Here is a 5,285-nt window from a genome sequence, read left to right as displayed (position 1 = left end):
CGGCGGCGCCGGCGGCGCAGAATGGCCGCGGCGAGCAGAACCAGCAGCGGCCAGAACAGGTAGAGCTGCTCCTCCACCGCCAGCGACCAGAAGTGCTGGAGCGCGGTCGCCGAATCCGTGGCGGCCAGGTAGTCGACCGAGTTGGAGGCCAGCACCCAGTTCTGCACGTAGAAGGTGGAGGCCAGCGCCTGGACGCCGATCTGCGGCCACTGCGTCATCGGGCTCAGCAGCAGCGTCGCCGCGAGCACCACCACGATGGTCAGCAGGGCCGCCGGCAGGATGCGGCGCACGCGGGCTGCCCAGAAGTTGCGCAGCGACAGGGTCCCGGTGCGTTCCACCTCGCGGAGCATGTGCCCGGTGATCAGGAAGCCCGAGATGACGAAGAATACGTCGACGCCGACGAAGCCGCCGGGCAGCCAGCGCGGCTCGAGGTGGTAGGCGACCACCATGAGGACCGCGAGGGCGCGCAGGGCTTGGATTTCGGGCAGGAACTTGCGCCGGACCTTCGATTGCATGTCTGGCAGTCACTCATGCCGAGGTAAACAGCCGGTGGAATCGACATGAATGGGCATCGGCTGCTGCCGGTTCAGCCCGCTTTCCTGGCGGCGAGCAGCGCATCCTCCAGCTTCTCGGTCAGGGTCAGGATGTAGGTCCGCGTGACGTGGTCGAAGTCCCGGTAGATCATGACGTTGCCGACCACCATCGGGCAGGATTCGGCGCCGCAGAACTCGTCGGAAAGATCGACGACGCGGGCCCGCGGGGCGAGCTCGGCCGCCTCCCGGGTCAGGTCCTTCCCGTCGAATGCCTCGTCCCGCGGTTGGCTGCAGCGCTCCGGGCTGCCGTAATGCAGGTCCACGCAGTCCCGCGGATCAGCACCCGCCCTCGGCGTGGGCGTATCCACCACCGGATAGACATCGATGCCGGCATCGGCGAGCTGGTTCCAGTACTGCGCGAACCCGGCCACACCGGGGCGCTGACCGGTGCCCGGGTCCTCGAAGACCGACGAGGCCGAATAGGTGGTGACGACGGCGTCGATGTCGCCGCGGTCCAGCAGCCGCTCCATCGTGCCCCGGTTGGGTTCGGTGCATTCGAGGTCGCCCTCGGTTTCCAGCGTCCGCGGCTCCGGGTTGAACGGGCAGGAATTGTGGATGTAGGTCAGCAGTCTCCAGCCGCGTTCCTTGGCGATGGCATCCAGCGCAGGGGTCCACTGGCCGGCGTGCGAGTCGCCGACCAGCGCCACGGTGGGGGCAGTGCCGTCCCCGCCGCTGTAGTCGAAGGTGCACTCCGGGGTTTCGGCGTCCGTCTTCTGCCCGACGCAGTCCCCGAAGTCGAACTCGTCGTCGACCGCGACGTTCGGGTCCGGAACAATCACTTTCTCGGGCCCGGCGAAGCTCCGGTCGGCCTGCCCGTCCATCGCCGCCGCGCCGAAGTCCTCCGGCGGCGAGGCGAGCAGCTCCTGGGTCTGCACGGCCCGTTCGGCCACCAACTGTTCGCGCTGCTGGACCGGCGCCACGGCGAGCAGTCCAATCAGGCCCATCGCGACGATGCCGGCGGCGATCGGGCGTTTGGGGTGCTGGGCCAGCCAGCCGGCTCGGCGGACGGGGGTTTCCACGAAGTAGTAGCTGAGTGCGGCCAGGGCCAGCGAGGCGCCGAACAGCAGCACGCTCTCCAGCGGCCCCGGGCCCCGGTCGGCCAGCGTGCGGAACCAGACCACCAGCGGCCAATGCCACAGGTACAGCGAGTACGAAATGTTGCCCAGCCACTGCACCGGGCGCGCGTCCGTCACCGGATGCAGCGAGAAGGCGCCCGCGGTGCGTCCCGCCGCGATGACCGCGACGGCTCCCAGCACGGGCAGCAGGGCGGCCGCGCCCGGAAAGGAGGTGGCGCCGTCGTAAAGCAGCGCCGCGGCGACAATCGCTCCGGTGCCGGCCAGGGCCAGGAGGGTGCGCAGCCGGGGATGGCGCGACGGATCCCGGAGCACCACCGCCAGCAGTCCGCCGAGCGCGAGTTCCCAGATTCGGGTGGGCGTGATGAGGTAGGCCGCGGGATTGCCGGTGGCGGTGAACCAGATGCTGAAGGCCAGCGACGCCGCCGCCACGACCGCGAGGGCGGGAAGGATGCCGGCCAGCATGCTCCGGCCGCGCCGGCGGGCCAGCAGTGCGGCGGCCAGGACCAGCAGCGGCCAGAACAGGTAGAACTGCTCCTCCACCGCCAGCGACCAGAAGTGCTGGAGCGCGGTCGCGGAACTGCCGGATGCCATGTAGTCCACCGCCTCCACCGCCAGCACCCAGTTCTGCGCGTAGAAGGTGGAGGCCAGCGCCTGCGAGCCGATCCGTTCCCACTGCGTCGCCGGGCTCAGGAAGAAGGTCGCCAAACAGACGACGGCGATCAGCACCAGGGACGCGGGCAGGATCCGGCGGGCGCGGGCGGCCCAAAAAGAGCTGAGCGAGACCCTGCCGGTCCGCCGCAGTTCCCGCAGCAGGTGGCCGGTGATCAGGAAGCCGGAGATGACGAAGAAGACGTCGACGCCGACGAAGCCGCCGGGCAGCAGCCCCGGCTGGAAGTGGTAGATGACGACCAGCAGCACGGCCAGCGCGCGCAGCGCCTGGACCTCGGGCAGGAACCTCCGGGGCTTGGCGGTCTGGACTTCCTCCGGGCGCGCCGGAGTGGGGCTAGCGGTGGGCAGCATAACCGCAATATAACAAAAAGGTAACAGCCCCGGCGAAATTTCCTAGTGCTGGGCGCGCAGGGCGTCGGTGATCTTCACCGAGGCGGCCTGCAGTTTCGGCAGCGCCGCACTGACGGCGGCTTCGAGGTCCGGGGTGCTGTCCGCCAGCGAAGCCTGCATCGACATGTTCAGCGCGGCCGCGACGCTGCCATCGGGATTGAAGATCGGCACGGCGACCGAGCGCAGGCCGTTCTCGAGCTCCTGGTCGACCAGGGACCAGCCCTGTTCCCGGACCTTGTCCAGCTCGGCCAGCAGGCCCTCCGGCGTGCTGATGGTCCTGGCCGTCAGCGGCTTGAGCTCCGCGGTCCGCAGGTACTCCTTGAGGTCCTGCTCCGGCAGCCCGGCCAGCAGGACCCGGCCCATGGACGTGGCATAGGCCGGAAAGCGCGTTCCCACCGCGATGCCCACGGTCATGATCCGCCGCGTGTGGATCCGCGCGATGTAGACGATTTCGCCGCCGTCGAGAATGGACGCGGAGGTGGATTCGTGCAGCTCGGAGGAGAGTTCCTCCAGCAGCGGCTGCACCAGCTGAGGCAGGGACTGGCCCGCCAGGTACGAGTACCCGAGCTGCAGCACCAGGGCGGTCAGCTCGAAGACCCGCCCGTCCGTCCTGACATACCCCAGGTCCACCAGGGTATGCAGGAAACGGCGGGCGGTGGCGCGGGTCAGTCCCGTGCGCTTGGAGACCTCGCTGAGCGTCATGCTCGTGTTGTCGGCGTCGAAAGCCCGGATGACGGCCAGGCCGCGGGCCAGCGACTGGACGAACTGGTCGCCCGGCAGTTTGGTCTCGGTCATTTTCCCCTGCTGCAGATTTTCCCTGCGGCTATTCGGCCGGCAGGAGCTTCACGTCCATCTTGGACTGCAGTTCCTCCATGGTGGTGCCGAAGGTCTCACGCACGCGCACGCCGTCGGCAGTGATCAGGAAAACTGCCTCATTAGTGTATACGCGGGTCACGCAGTTCACCCCGGTGACCGGGTAAGTGCACTCCGGCACCAGCTTGGACTTGCCGTCCTTGGTGAACAGGGACATCATCACGTAGACGTCCTTGGCACCGGTGGCCAGGTCCATGGCGCCGCCGACGGCGGGAATGGCATCCGGAGCACCGGTATGCCAGTTCGCCAGATCGCCGCCCGCTGACACCTGGAAGGCGCCGAGCACGCAGACGTCGAGGTGGCCGCCGCGCATCATGGCGAACGAGTCGGCGTGGTGGAAGTAGGAGGCGCCAGGCAGCTCCGTCACCGGGATCTTGCCGGCGTTGATCAGGTCCTCGTCGATCTCGTCGCCCTGCGCCTCCGGACCCATGCCGAGCATGCCGTTCTCGGTGTGCAGGGTGACGTCCTGCTCCGCGGTCAGGTAGTTCGAAACCAGGGTCGGCTGGCCGATGCCCAGGTTGACGAAGGAGCCGGGGGCGATGTCCCTGGCGACCAGCTGCGCCAGTTCGTCCTTGGTCAGTTTCTCGCTCACTGGTTCACCTCATGTTCGGTAGCTGCCGGCGCGTGCGGCTCGATCTTGACGACGGTATCCACATAGATGCCGGGGGTCACCACGACCTCCGGATCCAGTCCGCCGGTTTCGACGATCTCGGAGACCTGGACGATGGTGTGCTTGGCCGCCGCGGCCATGATGGGGCCGAAGTTGCGGGCCGTCTTGCGGTACACCAGGTTGCCGGTCTTGTCCGACTTCAGCGCCTTGATCAGCGCGAAGTCGGCGTGGATCGGCGTCTCGTAGACGTAGCCCCGGCCGTCGATCGTGCGGGTTTCCTTGCCCTCGGCCAGCATGGTGCCGTAGCCGGTGGGCGTGAAGAAGCCGCCGATGCCGGCGCCGGCGGCGCGGATGCGCTCGGCCAGGTTGCCCTGCGGCACGAGCTCCAGTTCGATCTCGCCGGCCCGGTAAGCGGCGTCGAAATGCCAGGAGTCGGACTGGCGCGGGAACGAGCAGATGATCTTCTTGACCCGGCGCTCCTTGATCAGCAGCGCCAGGCCGGCGTCGGCCTGGCCGGCATTGTTGTTGACCACGGTCAGGTCCGTGGCGCCGCAGGCGAGCAGCGCGTCGATCAGTTCCATCGGCTGGCCGGCATTGCCGAAGCCGCCGATCAGCACTGTGGCGCCGTCATGGATTTCGGCCACTGCGTCCTGCGCCGAATTGGCGATCGTGAGCATGCGCTTTGTGCCTCCTTACTTGGTTGCGTTGACGTTTTCAAGAACGACGGCGAGGCCCTGGCCAACACCGATGCAGATCGCGGCCACGCCCCACCGTTCGCCGCTGGCTTCCAGGCGGCGGGCCAGAGTGCCCAGGATCCGGATGCCGGAGGCTCCGAGCGGGTGCCCGATGGCCACGGCGCCGCCCCAGGCGTTGACGATGGCCGGGTCGATGTCCCAATTGTCGATGCAGGCCAGCGACTGCGCGGCGAAGGCTTCATTGAGTTCGACGGCGGCGACGTCCGACCAGCTGATCCCGGCGCGCTTGACGGCCTGGTTGGCGGCCTCCACCGGGGCGAAGCCGAAGAACTGCGGCTCCAGGGCGGCGGCGCCGCGGCCGGCAATCCGGGCCAGCGGC

At 68.5% G+C, this 5,285-nt stretch carries 5 protein-coding genes and 1 pseudogene; all 6 read right to left on the bottom strand.

Translation table 11 applies throughout. The annotated features are described in order from the left end of the window. The coding region (locus D477_RS01245) for an acyltransferase family protein (protein ID WP_005266486.1) at positions 1 to 515 on the bottom strand (515 nt) is incomplete at its 3' end. Between the two features lie 71 nt (positions 516 to 586). Next, complete coding sequence (locus D477_RS01240) at positions 587 to 2,689, bottom strand: acyltransferase family protein (RefSeq protein ID WP_005266485.1); 2,103 nt, start codon at positions 2,687 to 2,689, stop codon at positions 587 to 589. A 42-nt stretch (positions 2,690 to 2,731) separates the two neighbouring features. Next, the gene (locus D477_RS01235) at positions 2,732 to 3,523 is read right to left on the bottom strand and encodes an IclR family transcriptional regulator domain-containing protein (RefSeq protein ID WP_005266484.1); all 792 of its coding nucleotides are present in this window, start codon (positions 3,521 to 3,523) and stop codon (positions 2,732 to 2,734) included. A 28-nt stretch (positions 3,524 to 3,551) separates the two neighbouring features. Next, positions 3,552 to 4,193 carry a 3-oxoacid CoA-transferase subunit B gene (locus tag D477_RS01230; protein ID WP_005266483.1) on the bottom strand — a complete coding sequence of 214 codons (642 nt, stop codon included), beginning with the start codon at positions 4,191 to 4,193 and terminating at the stop codon, positions 3,552 to 3,554. Further along, entirely contained in the window at positions 4,190 to 4,888 is a 699-nt protein-coding gene (locus D477_RS01225; protein ID WP_005266482.1) for a 3-oxoacid CoA-transferase subunit A, read from the bottom strand. The genes D477_RS01230 and D477_RS01225 overlap by 4 nt, the downstream gene beginning before the upstream one ends. A gap of 15 nt (positions 4,889 to 4,903) precedes the next feature. Further along, positions 4,904 to 5,285 (bottom strand): annotated as a pseudogene (locus D477_RS01220) (3-oxoadipyl-CoA thiolase); the annotation flags it as partial.

Origin of the sequence: Arthrobacter crystallopoietes BAB-32 (assembly GCF_000328305.2) — a bacterium.
Taxonomy (GTDB): domain Bacteria; phylum Actinomycetota; class Actinomycetes; order Actinomycetales; family Micrococcaceae; genus Crystallibacter; species Crystallibacter crystallopoietes_A.
This window is presented reverse-complemented; position numbering and strand designations above follow the sequence as displayed.

Bases quoted from the DNA above. Each gene is read 5' to 3' on its own strand.
- D477_RS01235 (WP_005266484.1), bottom strand. From the start codon at position 3,523: ATGACCGAGACCAAACTGCCGGGCGACCAGTTCGTCCAGTCGCTGGCC.
- D477_RS01225 (WP_005266482.1), bottom strand. From the start codon at position 4,888: ATGCTCACGATCGCCAATTCGGCGCAGGACGCAGTGGCCGAAATCCAT.
- D477_RS01240 (WP_005266485.1), bottom strand. From the start codon at position 2,689: ATGCTGCCCACCGCTAGCCCCACTCCGGCGCGCCCGGAGGAAGTCCAG.